This is a genomic window from Paenibacillus alkalitolerans (assembly GCF_016482785.1).
In the GTDB taxonomy this organism is placed as follows: Bacteria; Bacillota; Bacilli; order Paenibacillales; family YIM-B00363; genus Paenibacillus_AE; species Paenibacillus_AE alkalitolerans.
The window spans coordinates 140,481-155,959 of record NZ_JAEMXM010000001.1; the positions used below are offsets into that span (position 1 = coordinate 140,481).

Genomic DNA, 15,479 nt, shown 5'->3' on the forward strand with positions numbered 1-15,479 from the left:
AGTTGAATATTAAGAGATAGCTGGACAAATGAAGCGAACATCATTTTTATCGATTGGATGAGGTGCATGAGGGGAAAAGTGACGATTCAGGAGATCGCGGATCTCGCAGGCGTTTCCAAATTTGCCGTATCCCGCGCTCTGGCCGGCAAGTCCGGTGTTAGCGATCAGACGAGGGAGAAGATTTTAAAGATGGCAGGGCAGCTCGGTTATTTTAAAAACAACGAACCAAAACGTTTTGCCGGCGAACTGCAGGATCATAACGGCATTCATTGGTCCGGGACGATTGTCGTTTTGTTCCCGAACATCCGATACCAAAACAGGGAATCGCTCTATTGGGGGCCGGTTTTCGACGGGATTTCGACTCGTTTGAACCAAAAGGGACTCGACATTCTTACCCTTACCGAACCTTCGAGCGATCACGTGTTTTCCGTGCTCAAGCCGGAAGCGATCCGGGGGATCGTTACGATCGGCACAATATCGACTCAGATTCTGCTCGACATTGGAGAACTGAACATTCCGGTTGTTATGGTCGACCATATGGATCCGGTGTTCCAATGCGATACTGTTTTCACGGATAATTTCTACTGTATGAAGGACATGATGATCAAGCTAGTGAGCAAGGGCTACAGGAAATTTCAGTTCGTCGGCAATATCCGTGACGCGCAAAGCTTCTATGAGCGATGGCTCGCCTATAAGGCTACGCTGGAAGAGCATGACATCGAGCTGAACCAAAATCCTCTCCTCATCGGGCCGGAGGCGAACGATATGTATAAGCTCATTCCGCAAGTTCCGCTCGATGCGCTGCCGGAGGTATTCGTATGCGCGAACGACTCCAACGCCGTCTTCTTGATCGACGAGCTTCGAAAACGCGGCTTGAACGTTCCGGACGCCTGCGTCGTCACCGGGTTTGACAATGTGAACGAAACATATCCGATCATGGCGACGGTCAACGTTAACAAGGAACTGCTGGGCATGCGGGCGGTCGACCAAATGTTATGGCGTATCGTGAACAGGGATTCCGCGTTCGAACGCAAACTGATTTACGGCGATATTATCGTCAGGGACGATTACGCCGGCCAGCCTCCCGCTTAACCGGAAGATATTGATACTTTCGCGGGCTATCCTCTAGTCATCAAATGATGACTAAGGGATAGCTCGTTTATTTTAGGTACCAAACAGTCAAATAACAAAAAGATAACAAAAACATAAAATTTAGCAAATTATATAATTGACGACGACTAGTCGTGATGCTATTATTGTTTTGTAATAGACAAAAACATTACATAACGGTGGTGATGAGCGACTTTCCAGCGAGTACTTGTAAGCGGTTTCGTAGGGGGAGCTTAGCTGGTAAACGGCCGAACGGGTTCAACTGGCGATTCGCGGTCGGCTATCGGCAAGACGTACAACTAATAAACGGGAGGTTAGGAAATGAAAAACTTGAAAGTGCTTACAATTGTACTTATTGTTTTTATGCTCGTGCTAACAGCTTGCGGCGGCGGCGGCAGCAATTCCGGCGACGCCGGCAATACCGAAGCGCCGGCCGACACCGGCGGCGATAAAACGGCCGAGGAAGAAGAGCCCGTTTCCGAAGAACCGGTAGCGATCGATCTTGGCGGCCGCACCATCCGTATCGCGGCTTGGTGGGACGATAAACCGAAAGGCGAAACGGCAGGGGAGAAAGCCCGCCTGGAGAAGATGGCGGAGCTTGAAAAGAAATATAACTTCAAGTTTGAGTTCCTAAACATTCCGTTCGGTGAATACATGGATAAATTTACGACGACCGTGCTTGCGGGCGAACCTCTCGCCGATATCGCGATCATGGAATACAAGAGGGCGATCGTGCCCGTAAAAGAAGGCCAGGTGCTTCCGCTCGACGCATTTACAACCCCGACGAGCGACATCAACAACGATCAGAAGCTTGTGAAGAAGCTTCCTCCGCTCGGAGGCGGCGAGTATGCCTTCAACTCGCCGGGCGTTTCGGTTGTCGGCATGCATTATAACCGCGACTTGTTCAAGAAGCTTGGTCTTCCGGATCTGCAAGAGCTGTACAACAATGGCGAATGGACGTGGGAGAAGTTCCTCGAGGTCGCAAAACAAGCGACGCGCGACACGGACAACGACGGCAAAACCGATGTGTACGGATATTCCGGCTGGGCGGCTGACATGGCTCGCCACTTCGGAGCCGCCAACGGCATCTCGTTCGTCGACGACGCAACGCTCAAAGATAATTCCTCAGATCCGAAGATGGTCGAAGCGCTCGAGTTCGTAAACCGTATTTACAATGTCGAGAACGTCGTAAAGGTGAAGACGGGCAATAAGATGGACTGGAATGAGACGAGTACGTTCAAAGACGGGGACGTTGCTATGTCCATCATGTACGACTGGAACGTAGGCGACCTTACCTTCGAAGCCGGTCTCGTTCCGATTCCGGTCGGTCCGCAAGGCAACGAGAAATTTACTTACGCGAATACGGCCCTCAACGGATGGTTCATTCCGAAAGGCGTGAAAGATGCGCCTATCGTATATCAAATCTTCGAAGAGATGCGCGACGTGCCTCCAACCGAAGAATATTTAGGCCAAGATTGGCTGGAGTCCCGATATAAAACCGAAGAAGACATCAAGATGGCTTTGGAGCACATCAACGGCACGGGCATGATTTCCGTCGAAGAAGGCATTCCGGATTATCCGTTCTATAGCATTATGGACGATATAATCAAAAACAATCAATCCGTGACTGCAACGATAGAGAAATATAAAGCGCAAGCTCAAGCCGCATTGGATAAAGTTTCGAAGTAGAACCGACTCGAATGAGAAAGGGGTGTGCCGTACAGACCGGTGCACCCCTATCGTTTTAGCATAACAACAAAACAAAAAACCTAAATTATTTAGTGTAATAATTGACGGTTGTTTTGTCCGATGATACGATCATTATGTGAAATTCGCATGATACATAAAGCCGATATTGTGTTGGCATTGGGGGGCTGACATTGAGAGGGAAAGAACGAATCGGGAAATTGGCGTTGGCGATGTTGAACGTCATGCTGACGATCGGGTTGCTGGGACCCGTCCCCCTTGCGTCGGCCGAAGGCGGCGCAAGTTCTTCGGTCACTGACGCCGCGATCGAATTCGGCGCCGACCGGTTGTTCGAGATGCTCCTGGACCGTCAGGGCTTTTCGGATTATATCGCTCAATATGAAAACGCTTCATTACCGGATCGGGAAATCGTGGTGGAGGCTTCCGACTATTCCGGAATCGAAGGAGAGGGCTTCGAGACGCTGAACAATTACGAAGGACAGGAAGGCGTTTCCCTTAAGACGGGGGAACAGGGGAGCGCGGAATGGACCGTTACCGTGCCTGAATCCGGACTGTACCATATCTCGATACTGTACTTTCCGATCGAAGGGAAGAGCTCCAGTATCGAACGATCGCTGCTAATTGACGGCGAAGTGCCGTTCGAAGAAGCCGCTTACCTGCAGTTCGATCGAATATGGGATAACGAGTTGGATCAGGTCAAGCGCGACAACCGCGGCAACGATCTTCGTCCGCAGCAAATTGAGAAACCCGAGTGGCGGGAGGCGATGTTCAAAGATTTCGAAGGGTACTACGAACAGCCGTTTCAATTCTACTTTACCGCGGGCACCCACAAAATCTCGCTAGTCTCGCAGCGGGAGCCGATGGTCATCCGAAATCTGAAGCTGTTTCAATATAAGCCGCCCGCTTCATACGAGGAAACATTGAAACGCTATCAAGCCGAGGGGCTTAACGAAGCTAAAAATATCATGATAACGGTACAAGGAGAGGACGCGATCGCCAAATCGTCGCCGACCTTGTATCCGCAAAGCGAGCGGACGAGTTCGGCAGTCTATCCGTATAGTCCGTCCATGATAAGGGTCAATACGATCGGCGGCTATAATTGGCGCATTCCGGGGCAGTGGATCGAATGGGAATTCGAAGTGCCCGAGACCGGGCTGTACAAAATCGGAATGAAGACACAGCAAAACTTTGTACGGGGTATTTATTCCACCCGCAGGTTAACGATTGACGGCAAAGTGCCGTTTAAGGAAATGGAGCGCGTCCCGTTTCGTTTCAACAACAATTACCGCTTGGACGTGATGGGCGGCGCCGAACCGTACTTGTTTATATTGGAGAAGGGAAAGCATATTTTGCGCCTGGAGGCGAGCTTAGGAGAATTCGCTCCGCTGATCCGCGAGGTCGAGGAAAGCTTGTTCAACCTCAACGCCATGTACCGCAAAATATTGATGATAACCGGGTCTTCTCCCGACGAGTTCCGCGACTACCGCGTGGAGAAACAAATTCCGAACTTGTTGGAAACGTTCGCCGCGGAGAGCAAGCGGCTTAAAGACGTCAGCGCCGAGCTGCGCAGACTGTCCGGCGGGAGCGGCGATTCGGAGGCGTTATTGAAGACGATGGCCATCCAGCTTGACGAAATGATCGAGAATCCGGACACGATTCCAAGACGCTTGACCGCCTATAAGACGAATACCGGCGGACTCGGCACTTGGCTGCTGAAGACGCGGGAAATGCCGCTCGAGATCGATGCGATCTACGTGGCGTCGCCCGATAAGAATCTGCCGAACGACGGTATGGGTTTTTTCGCGAAGCTCAGGCACGAGATCGTAACATTCATGTACTCGTTCTTTATCGATTACAATCAGATCGGCAATGTGTCCGACGGGAGCGGGGAACGGTCGGTTACGGTATGGATCGGAAGCGGCCGCGACCAGGCGAATACGCTGAAAGCGATGATCGACGAAACCTTCACGCCGGAAACCGGAATCAACGTCAATCTTAAGCTTGTCCAGATGCAAACGCTGCTGCCTGCCACGCTTGCCGGGCAAGGGCCTGACGTCGCCATGCAGATCGGCAACGACATTCCGGTAAACTACGCGATGCGCAACGCGGCTGAAGACCTTACCCGATTCAGCGACTTCGAGGAAGTCGCGAAGCGCTTCCGGCCTAGCGCATTAGTACCGTACACGTACGAGAACGGCGTATATGCGCTGCCTGAAACTCAGACGTTCAACATGCTGTTCTACCGGAAGGATGTGCTCAACGAGTTGGGGCTGTCCGTGCCGGAAACGTGGGAAGATGTGGCCAACATCTTCGCCGTCCTGAATAAAAATCATATGGAATTCGGATTGCCGCTCGTTCTACAACCGTCTTATCCCGGCGAAAACATTCCGCCGAACTCCGTTTACGCGATGCTGCTGATGCAGAACGGCGGGCAGTTTTACCGCAATGGAGGCAAGGAATCCGATCTGGATTCCCGTATCGGCATCGAAACGTTCAAAGCTTGGACGGAGTTCTATACGGACTACAAACTGGAACGGGAATTCGATTTCCCGAACCGTTTCCGGACCGGACAGATGCCGATCGGCATCGCGGACTACACGACGTATAACCAATTATCCGTGTTTGCGCCGGAAATTCGCGGAATGTGGGGCTTTGCACCCGTTCCGGGCACGAAACAGCCGGACGGAACGATCAGGCGCGAGGTGCCGGGCGGCGGAAGCGGAACGCTTATGCTGCAGGGCGCCAAAGACAAAGATGCGGCATGGGAATTCATGAAATGGTGGACCAGCGAACAGATTCAAACAAAGTTCGGAAGGGAAATGGAGAGTCTGATGGGAGCTGCGGCGCGCTATCCGACCGCAAACATCAAAGCCCTTGACAGCCTGCCTTGGCCGGTTGCCGATTACGAAAACCTTAGGGCGCAGTTCGAATGGGTGCGCGGCATACCGGAGGTGCCGGGCGGCTATTTCACCGGACGCCACCTTCTGAATGCATTCTATAAGGTTGTCGTTAACGCCAAGACGGAGCCACGGGAAGCGATAGTGGATTACACGCAATATATTCAGGAAGAAATTCGCGCGAAGCGAAAAGAATTCGGCCTGCCGGAATAAAGGGAGGGAACCACAATGTCTGACGCCATCATTAATGAACCGAACCCAGCCGCATCGGCCTTGAAACCCTCCGCCCGCTCTCAATCCTGGTGGGCAGTCAAGAGGCAGGCCATCAAAGCGAATAAGCATGCATACGTTCTTATGGCGCCATATATGCTGTTGTTCGCGATGTTTACCGTTCTTCCCGTCATCATGTCGATTTTTATCAGCTTTACCTATTTCAATATGCTCGAGTTCCCGAGATTTATCGGTTGGCAGAACTACTCCAGACTGTTCCTGGAGGACGACATATTCCTCATCGCCATCAAGAACACGCTGTTGTTCGCGGCAATTACAGGTCCGGTCAGCTACTTGGCGTGCTTCATCTTCGCCTGGATCATTAATGATTTGCGGCCGAAGATGCGCGCCTTCATGACCCTTGTTTTCTACGCTCCGTCCATATCGGGCAACGTCTATTTCATATGGCAAATGATATTTTCCGGCGACCGGTACGGTATCGCCAACGGCTTCTTGATCAATTGGGCGATCATTCTCGAGCCGATCTTATGGCTGAAGACGGAGAAGTACATTCTGGCGATTATCATTCTCGTGCAATTATGGCTGAGCCTTGGCACCGGCTTCCTTGCTTTTATCGCAGGGCTGCAGACCGTCGACAAGACGTTATACGAAGCCGGCGCCGTCGACGGCGTCAAAAACCGCTGGCAGGAGCTCTGGTACATTACGCTGCCGTCGATGAAGCCGCAGCTCATGTTCGGTGCGGTCATTCAGCTGACTACGTCGCTTGCGGTAGCCGACGTATCGATAAACTTGGCGGGCTTTCCAAGCGTTAACTACGCCGCGGAGACGATCGTAACGCACCTGATCGACTTCGGTACGATCCGCTTCGAGATGGGCTACGCTTCGGCAATCGCCACCGTACTGTTTACCCTTATGGTGGGCACGAACCTCATCGTTCAACGACTTCTCCGGAGGGTGGGGAATTAGCGCATGAATATCACATTTCAACTGCGAAAAAAACGCGTGAACCGCTCCTTCATGGGAAGCTTCTGGATGTTCGCGTTTCTGGCGGCCGTCGGCGCTTTTATGGCGCTTCCGCTCGTCTATGCGATCAACGCGGCGTTCAAGCCGCTCGATGAGATTTTCCTGTTCCCGCCGACGTTATTCGTTCGCAATCCGACTTTGAACAACTTTGTCGATCTTATGACGCTGCTGGGCAACTCGTGGGTGCCGTTCTCCCGCTACATTTTCAACACCGTATTCATCACAGGCATGGGAGTCATAGGTCACGTCATCTTGGCTTCGGCGGCTGCATTCCCGCTTGCGAAATATAATTTCCCCGGCAAAACGATTTTGTTCACGACAGTCGTATTGTCGCTCATGTTCACGCCGGCGGTCACCGCCATTCCGAACTATATGATCATGTCCTGGATCGGCTTTATCGATACGTATTGGGCCGTTATTGTGCCGGCCTTCGCATTCCCGTTGGGACTGTATCTGATGAAGCAATTTATGGAGCAAATCCCGGACGCGCTGCTCGAAGCGGCCAAGATCGACGGCGCCTCCGAATACCGGATTTTCTGGCAAATCATAATGCCGAACGTGAGGCCGGCATGGCTGACGCTGATCATCCTGCTGTTCCAATTGCTGTGGGGGACGGACGGCAACGGATTCATATACAGCGAGCAGCTGAAAACATTGCACTTTGCGTCCAATCAAATCATACAGGGCGGTATCGCCCGTGCGGGCGTCGGCGCCGCGGTAGCGTTAATATTGATGAGCGTGCCGATCACGCTGTTCATCTTTACGCAAAGCCGTATCATCGAGACGATGGCGACGTCCGGTATGAAAGATTAGGGGGGCGGCCGTGATATTGAACAAAGCGCTTATCATAACGGCGATCATTTCATTCATTGCGGTGAACGCCGCTCCGCCGGTATCGGCGGGGGCTCCGTACGAAGCTTATACCTACAATTACTATCGGGATTCCGTCCCGCTGCCTGCACCGTTCCTTCCGGATCGTTCGGTTTCGGGAAGCGATCTGGGTGTCGGGAGCTTCAAAAATCCGAACGATTTGTACGTGACGGAGGACGGGTTCATCTACATTCTGGATAGCGGCAACAATCGCATCATATGCACTGACGGCAACTGGAACGTCATCCGGGTCATATCTTCGTTCGAGAACGCCGGCAAGGAAGATAAGTTCAACAATCCCGGAGGCGTATTCGTAACGGAAAGCAAAGAGATCTACGTCGCGGATACCGAAAACAGCCGTATTGTCGTGCTGACGAATCAAGGGAAGCTTGTCAAAATCGTCGACAATCCTCAATCCGACATTTTGCCGGGCAATTTCAAGTTCAACCCGGTCAAGCTCGCTGTGGACAAGGCAAACCGGATCTTTGTCGTGGCGCGCGGCGTATTTGAGGGATTGATGCAATTCGAGGACAAAGGCGGCTTTATCGGGTACGTCGGCACGATCAACGTAACGCAAAGCTTCACCGACAAACTTTGGCGCCGGCTTGCGACGGATGCGCAGCGCGAGCGGATGCAGCTCTTTATTCCAACGGAATTCTCCAACGTCGATATTGACAGCAAAGGGTTTGTCTACTCCACCAACATCGACATGAATATGCAAAACCCGATCAAACGGCTCAATCCGTCGGGTCAAGATGTCATCAAGCGGTTCGGTTATTATCCGAATATGGGCGATGTGCGATACCGGATATTCGGCAATAACGCGGGTCCGTCGAAGCTTACCGATATCAAGGTGATCGGCGGCGGGATGTATACGGTGCTCGATTCGTTCCGCGGCCGGTTGTTCACGTATAACGACGAAGGGGAGCTGCTTTACGCTTTCGGAGGCAGAGGTACGCAGCTGGGCGTGTTTAATACTCCGGTTGCGGTCGAACGGATCGGCGATAAGCTCGCCGTGCTTGACCGGGGCAAGAACAACGTCGTTGTGTTCCGACCGACCTTGTTCGGAAGCTCCGTCCATAAGGCGGTAACCCTTCATTATAACGGCAACGACGAGGAAGCGGTTGAAGTATGGAAAGAAGTGCTTCGCTTGAATTCCAACTATGACATCGCTTACCTGGGTATCGGCAGATCGCTCCTTATGGAGAAAAAGAACAAGGAAGCGATGGAATACTTCGAGCTTGGCATGCAGCGCAAATATTATTCCGTTGCATACAAGCGGTACCGGAGAGAAGTGATGAAGGAGCATTTCGGCACGTTCATGACTGTGTTGGTGACAATAATGATTGCGCTTGTATCGTTCCGGTTCGTCAAGAAATGGAGAAAGAGGAGGACTGTGAATCGTGAAGCCGGAGCATTATAAATTTCCGTTCCATGTCATTCTGCATCCGTTCGACGGATTCTGGGATTTGAAGTATGAAGGCAAAGGCAAAGTCAGAGTCGCTATGATCATATTGGCGCTGCTTGTTCTTAGCGTTATTCTGCAGAAGCAATTCGCCGGATTCCTGGTAAATTACAACGATCCGCGCTACCTGAACAGCCTGAACGACATTCAATACACCGTTCTTCCGTTCTTCCTGTTCTGCATTGCCAATTGGTCGATTACGACGTTGATGGAAGGCGAGGGTAAATTCAAGGAAATTGTCATGGCTGCCGGCTATGCGCTGCTGCCGTTCGTGCTTATCAATTTGCCTATGACCTTCATCAGCAGGTTCATGACCGAGGAAGAGACGCCATTCTATTATTTGACCGGGAGCTTGGCGGGGGCTTGGTTTCTCTATCTGCTGTTCGTCGGCATCATGACCGTGCATCAGTATACCCCGGCCAAAACCGTCATTACGTTGGTGTTGACCGTCATTGCAATGGGAATTGTCGTATTCCTCGGATCGCTCGCCTTCAGCATGGGCATGCAGATTTATTTTTTCATCTTGAATATTTACCGTGAACTTATATTCCGGATGTAAAGGAGGCCGCAACCTTTGAGAAAACGGACAAAATGGTACGCGGCATCGGCTTGCATTCTGGTTGCCGGCATAGCTGCATTCTTGATTTACAAAGTTAATACAGGCGTGCCGGCGATCAACACGGCTTCCTACGACCAAGGGACGTCCGAGCCCGTGCAAGCGGCGGAGCTGAAGTTTCTGCAGGGCGGCGCCGATGCCGTTCCGGGAATGAAGCTTGCGGCTGAAACGGATGAGCTGGCACTCTACTTCCATCCCGAAACGACGGAATTTGCCGTATTGAATAAACGAAGCGACAAAGTGTGGCACAGTAACCCGGCTGACAAAGACGAGGACTCCAAGGCTTCTCCATTCGAGAAGGAAACGCTGGCTTCGCAAATTACAATAACGTATCGGGACAACATGGGGCGGGTCGACACGTTCACCAATTTCGCGCAAAGCATCAATCGCGGCCAGTTCACGGCGGAGAGCATCGAGAACGGCATCCGCATCGCATACACGCTTGGCGATATGTCGCTGGGCATTGACGCGCTCCCGAAGTTTATCAGCAAGAAGAGGATGGAGGAGAAGGTGTTTAGCAAGCTGGACGAAGCGACGGCGCGCTATGTAAGCACCAGGTACTATCCGCTGAAATCGAATCCGGACGTTCTGGAGCGGTTGGATTCGGCCGTCGAACGGGCCCTGGTGCTGAAGAGAATGCTGGAAGCATTCCAGAAAGCGGGCTATTCGCCCGACGATCTTGCCTTTGATAACGAAGAGAACGGGGTTGCGGGAGGAACAGCCGCTAATAAGCCTAATTTTACGATTCCGCTCGAAATTCGGTTGAACGGCGATTCGCTTGTCGTTACGGTACCTGTCAGCCAGATTCAAGAAAGCGAAGGTTACAGGATTCGCATGTTGAATTTGCTCGGATTTTTCGGGGCTGCGGGAACGGCGGAACAAGGCTACATGCTCGTGCCGGACGGCTCCGGAAGTTTGATTTACTTGAACAACGGCAAGACGGGAGAAGAGGTTTACGCGCAGAGGGTTTACGGTGAGGACTACAACGATAACAGCGGCAGGCGCGGCCAGGTGGCCGAAAGCGTAAGGTTGCCGGTGTTCGGTCTGAAATCCGGCAGTGAGGCGTGGCTCGCAGTCATTGAGAAGGGTGACGGCATTGCGAGCATAAACGCCGATATTAGCGGGCGCAGTAATTCTTACAACCATGTTTTTTCCAGCTTCGCCATTCGCGGTGAGGATGAGCTGGAGCTGTATAAGGGCAATAAAGTCGAAGAAATAAAATTGCTGACCGATGAGCGGTTTGCCGGCGACGTTCAAGTGCGGTACAGCTTTCTTTCCGGCGATGACGCGGATTACTCGGGCATGGCCAAGCGTTATCAGGAATCGCTCGAAGAGCGGGGCGTGCTGAAGCCGCTTGCGGCAGAGGGAGATATGCCTTTCTATCTAAGCGTTCTCGGTGCCGTCGATAAGCGGCAGACGTTTCTCGGCGTTCCGTATAAGGGCATGATCTCAATGACAACGTTCGATCAAGCCGGCGCGATCGCCGACCGGTTGAAATCGGACGGAGTTTCCAATATCCGTATGCGTTATTTGGGCTGGTTCAACGGCGGAATAAATCATAAAATCGCTGCGAATGTGAATGTAGACGGAGTGCTTGGCGGGAGCTCGGGTATCAAGTCTCTTGCTGCCAAGCTGGAGGCGATGGGCGGCAAGCTGTACCCGGATGTCGCTTTCCAGCACGTTTACCGGGACGACTTCAACTTTGCGCCGGCTTCCGACGCCGCGCGTTTCGTCACGCGCGAGGAAGCGGTCCGCACGCCGTTCAACCGCGCATTCAATACGATGGATTACGATTTGGGCATTTATTATTTGTTGTCGCCGGCCAAGCTGCCTTATTATGTGGATCGTTTTATCAACGGATATGAACGGTTGGAGAACGACGCCGTCGCGCTCCGCGATCTCGGGGACTTGCTGCATGCCGATTACCGGGTCAATCGCGTTATCTTCCGCGATACGGCCAAACACATCGTGGCGGAACAGCTCGGCAAATTGAAAGAGCGCTACCCGAATTTGCTGATTACCGGAGGGAACGCGTACGCTCTCGCATATGCCGATCAGGTGGTGAACGTTCCGACCTCAACGAGTTTGTTCAATATTACGGACGAGGAGGTGCCGTTTTACCAGATGGTCCTTCACGGGTATGCCGATTATGCAGGAGCGCCGGTCAACCTGGATGACGAACAGGACGTACACGCGCATCTGCTGCGTTCGATCGAACTCGGTTCCGCGCCGCACTTTTTCTGGTCCAACGACTCCTCGTCAAAATTAAAATTTACACTCTACGACACGATGTTTTCGACGCAATATACGTCTTGGTACGATCAGGCGGTGGACATGTACAAGAATGTAAACGCAGCGCTTGCTGGCCTTCGTTCAGTGAAGATCGACAAGCACATTCGTCATATGGAAGGTGTCGTGGAGGTACGGTACGAGAACGGCGCTTCCGTATTTATCAACTACACGGATAAGCCGGTAACGGTGAACGGAACGAGAATCGGCGCGAAAAACTTTACGGCGGGCGGTGGAAGCCAGTGAACAAGAAAAGGATGACACTGACTCGGAAGAGGGCGCTTCTCGGCTATGCCTTTATCCTGCCGTGGTTGATCGGATTCGTATTCTTGTTCGCGGCGCCGCTCGTTCAATCGGCCAATTTCAGTTTTCACGAGCTCAAAGTGGCTCCGGGCGGCTATGAATTGCGCTTTACCGGTCTCAAAAACTTCAACGACGCACTGTTCGTCGATGCGAATTTCAACAGGATATTGACGGAATCCGTAACGGAAATGGTCTGGAACGTACCGATGATATTGTTCTTTAGCCTGTTTTCGGCGGCTTTGCTCAATCAGAAGTTCAGAGGACGGACGATGGCAAGAGCGGTGTTCTTTCTTCCGGTCATTCTCGCTTCCGGCGCGATCGCGGCCGCCGAAACTTCCGGTTTGATCAGCTTGACCGGCAGCTCGGAGGTTGCGAAAGAGCTTGGCGAGATGCAAAGCGGGTTCGACACGCTGTCTCTTATCTTCCTACTGGAAAACGCCGGATTTCCGGAATGGTTTATCAATTATATCGTCGACGGCGTTATGCGAATCTATGAAATTATACGCAGCTCAGGCGTTCAAATCTTGATTTTCTTGGCTGCTCTGCAGTCGGTTCCGCCGTCGATGTATGAGGTGGCCAAGATGGAAGGCGCGACCGCTTACGAATCGTTCTGGAAAATTACTTTCCCGATGGTGAGCCCGCTCATTCTGACCAACGTCATATACACGATCATCGACTCGTTCTCGAACAGCACGGTAACGCAGACGATCTATGAAACGGCATTCCGGTCGCAAAACTTCGGGCTCAGCGCGGCCATGTCCTGGCTGTACACGCTGGTAGTCGCCGTCATACTGGTCATTATCGGAGTACTCATCTCCAGAAGAGTGTTTTATTACAACTGAAGGTTGCGAAAGGAGGAACGGCGCATGGAATCGTTCAATGTCAGAGAAGACGCGTCCATGGTGTACCGGCTGCAGAGAACGAAAAACAAATCGTTGGAATGGTTATGGTCCGTCGTCCGCTATATACTCGTCATCGGGATATCGTTCGTCATTATTTATCCGCTGGCAAGGCAAATTTCCACAGCGGTCAAAGATCCTGCCGATATCTACAACCCTACGATTTATATGGTGCCGGTTCATTTCACGCTGGATAACTTCAGGCTCGCTATGGAAGTTCTGAATTATTGGCCGCTGCTCGGCAATACGCTGCTGTTCGTTACGATTACAACGTTACTGCAAGCCGCTTCTTGCGCCCTTGCGGGATACGGGTTTGCAAGATTCACTTTTCCGGGCAGCAACATATTGTTTACGTTTGTTATTTTAACGATTCTTATTCCGATGAGCACGTTGATGGTGCCGATGTACCTGCATTTCCGCAATTTTGATATTATGGGTCTCGTCACTCTGTTTTCCGGGAAGGACGGCGTCAATTTGCTCAACACCTATTGGCCCTCCATGATAACGTCGGCGACGGCAAACGGTTTGAAGTCAGGTCTGTACATCTATATTTTCCGGCAATTTTTTCGCGGTCTTCCCAAGGAGATTGAGGAAGCCGCATTGATTGACGGAGCGGGCGGGTTCATGACATTTTTCCGCATCATGCTGCCTAACGCGATCCCTGCGTTGGTGACCGTTATGCTGTTTGCATTCGTATGGCAATACAACGACACGTTCTATGCGTCGCTGTTCATGAGCGAGAGCGCCTTAATGTCAGTCAAGATCGCTTCTTTGCCTGCCGATGCCAACCAGTATTTGCCGTCCCTTCTCGGGCTCGGTGCGAATGCGGAAATGAAGGCGGACCCGAATCATGTTGCGATGATTGTCGATACGGGGATTTTGCTGGCAATCGCTCCGCTCATCGTAATGTACCTGTTCGTGCAGCGGTATTTCGTTGAGAGCGTGGAGCGTACGGGAGTTGTGGGTTAATGAAAAGGGGCGGATTTTGAAAATGGAGCGGTTATTCATCAAGGGAATGACGTGGGGATGGAACTCAAAGCGCGGAGATTACAGAACGCCCGAGGCGGCCGATTCTCTTCGCAAGCTTTGCGAGACGGGATGTGAATGGGTCGCTCTGTCGTTTTGGACGTGGCAGGACACGGTGCATTCCACCGAAATCTCTTTCGATTACGGATATACGGTGACGGACCGCGATTTGGAGTTCGCGGTTCGCGAAGCAAAGAGGCTCGGGTTGAAGGTTTGCTTAAAGCCGGTTGTCAATTCTCGAGACGGTCTGTGGAGAGCGAATATCGGTTTTCCGGATGAGGAGAGCGTTACGCACAGATACTGGGATAAATGGTTCGAGTCGTACACGGATTTTTTGGTGCATTATGCCGAACTGGCTGAAGAGCTTGACGTCGAAATGTTCTGCGTCGGCTGCGAAATGGTGAAGTCGGAGTCTCAAACCGACCGCTGGAGAAGCGCTATCGTGAAAGTGCGTCAAGCGTATTCGGGTCCGCTCGTTTACAACGCAAACCACGGCAAGGAAGAAGGAATCGCCTGGTTCGACGCGGTGGATTATATCGGAACGAGCGCATACTACCCGGTAGGAAAAGCGCCCGGAGACACCGAGGAGAACATGATCGCGAACTGGCTCCCCGTTCGGGAAAAGCTGGAGCGGCTTCAGCGCAAGTTTAATAAGCCGATTATATTTATGGAGATCGGCTGCCGCAGCGCCCTCGGGTGTGCGACGATGCCGTGGGATTACGCCAGCAGCGAGCTTCCGTACTATGAAGAGGAGCAAGCGAATTTCTATAGCTCCGTCATCAAAGTGTTTTGGGACGAGCCTTGGTTTTCGGGCTTCTTCTGGTGGGATTGGAGCGTCAAGCTTTATCCGTTGGAGCAGGCCGGAACCAACCTCGGGTTTGATGTTTACGGCAAGAAGGCCGGTGTAATACTTGCGGAGTGGTATAGCAAACCAATTAATATATTAAGTAAGTAACATCATGAATAATTAATATAGTTAATTGTTATATGACATTAACAAATTTGGTCGGCTTAATGCCGATCTTTTTTTTACACAATAGATA

11 protein-coding genes are annotated in these 15,479 nt (G+C 51.9%); all 11 read left to right on the plus strand.

Features of this window, described 5'->3' with window-relative positions:
• The first annotated feature begins 66 nt into the window (after positions 1–66).
• Positions 67–1,092 carry a substrate-binding domain-containing protein gene (locus JET16_RS00655; RefSeq protein ID WP_199613652.1) on the plus strand — a complete coding sequence of 342 codons (1,026 nt, stop codon included), beginning with the start codon at positions 67–69 and terminating at the stop codon, positions 1,090–1,092.
• A gap of 339 nt (positions 1,093–1,431) precedes the next feature.
• Positions 1,432–2,799, plus strand: coding sequence for an ABC transporter substrate-binding protein (locus JET16_RS00660; protein ID WP_199613653.1), 1,368 nt, complete (start codon positions 1,432–1,434; stop codon positions 2,797–2,799).
• Positions 2,800–3,029: 230 nt separating this feature from the next.
• Positions 3,030–5,927, plus strand: a complete 2,898-nt coding sequence (locus JET16_RS00665; protein WP_199614234.1) for an extracellular solute-binding protein — start codon at positions 3,030–3,032, stop codon at positions 5,925–5,927.
• Positions 5,928–5,942: 15 nt separating this feature from the next.
• The gene (locus tag JET16_RS00670) at positions 5,943–6,911 is read left to right on the plus strand and encodes a carbohydrate ABC transporter permease (RefSeq protein ID WP_199613654.1); all 969 of its coding nucleotides are present in this window, start codon (positions 5,943–5,945) and stop codon (positions 6,909–6,911) included.
• A gap of 3 nt (positions 6,912–6,914) precedes the next feature.
• Complete coding sequence (locus JET16_RS00675; protein WP_199613655.1) at positions 6,915–7,781, plus strand: carbohydrate ABC transporter permease; 867 nt, start codon at positions 6,915–6,917, stop codon at positions 7,779–7,781.
• 10 nt (positions 7,782–7,791) lie between these two features.
• Positions 7,792–9,261: an NHL repeat-containing protein gene (locus JET16_RS00680; RefSeq protein ID WP_199613656.1), complete on the plus strand. Its 1,470-nt coding sequence runs from the start codon at positions 7,792–7,794 to the stop codon at positions 9,259–9,261.
• On the plus strand, positions 9,242–9,862 hold the full coding sequence (locus tag JET16_RS00685) for a Yip1 family protein (RefSeq protein WP_199613657.1): 621 nt from the start codon (positions 9,242–9,244) through the stop codon (positions 9,860–9,862). Before JET16_RS00680 ends, JET16_RS00685 begins: the two co-directional genes overlap by 20 nt.
• Positions 9,863–9,877: 15 nt before the next feature.
• On the plus strand, positions 9,878–12,454 hold the full coding sequence (locus JET16_RS00690; protein ID WP_199613658.1) for a DUF5696 domain-containing protein: 2,577 nt from the start codon (positions 9,878–9,880) through the stop codon (positions 12,452–12,454).
• Positions 12,451–13,353, plus strand: coding sequence for a carbohydrate ABC transporter permease (locus JET16_RS00695; protein ID WP_325176577.1), 903 nt, complete (start codon positions 12,451–12,453; stop codon positions 13,351–13,353). Before JET16_RS00690 ends, JET16_RS00695 begins: the two co-directional genes overlap by 4 nt.
• A 24-nt stretch (positions 13,354–13,377) precedes the next feature.
• Positions 13,378–14,379, plus strand: a complete 1,002-nt coding sequence (locus JET16_RS00700) for a carbohydrate ABC transporter permease (protein ID WP_199613659.1) — start codon at positions 13,378–13,380, stop codon at positions 14,377–14,379.
• Between the two features lie 22 nt (positions 14,380–14,401).
• Positions 14,402–15,391, plus strand: coding sequence for a glycoside hydrolase family 113 (locus JET16_RS00705; protein WP_199613660.1), 990 nt, complete (start codon positions 14,402–14,404; stop codon positions 15,389–15,391).
• The last annotated feature ends 88 nt before the right edge of the window (positions 15,392–15,479 follow it).